This is a genomic window from Streptomyces sp. UF-297, from assembly GCF_058245575.1.
Genome location: NZ_JBSIBZ010000254.1, coordinates 1 through 458 on the forward strand (window position 1 = coordinate 1; position 458 = coordinate 458).

Annotated in this window: 1 protein-coding gene; it reads left to right on the plus strand. The window is 68.1% G+C overall.

Annotated elements, in window-relative coordinates; translation table 11 throughout:
* On the plus strand, positions 1-458 hold a 458-nt coding region (locus AC4IJH_RS43705; protein ID WP_490857596.1), incomplete at both ends, for a dihydropteroate synthase.

The following is a 458-nucleotide window of genomic DNA, read 5'->3' on the forward strand; positions in this document are numbered from 1 at the left end:
TGGGACGACTGTGTGGAGATGGCCCGCGACCAGATCCGCGAGGGCGCGCACATGCTCGACCTGTGCGTGGACTACGTCGGACGGGACGGCGTGGCCGACATGGCGGAGCTGGCGGGGCGCTTCGCCACCGCCTCCACCCTGCCCATCGTGCTGGACTCCACCGAAGTGGCGGTTCTGCAAGCAGGGTTGGAGAAGCTGGGCGGGCGGGCGGTCATCAACTCCGTCAACTACGAGGACGGCGACGGTCCCAACTCGCGGTTCGCGAAGGTCACCGCACTGGCCCGGGAGCACGGCGCCGCGCTGATGGCGCTGACCATCGACGAGGAGGGCCAGGCCCGTACCGTCGAGAACAAGGTCGCCATCGCCGAGCGGATCATCGAGGACCTGACCGGCAACTGGGGCATCCGCGAGTCGGACATCCTCATCGACACCCTGACCTTCACCATCTGCACCGGCCA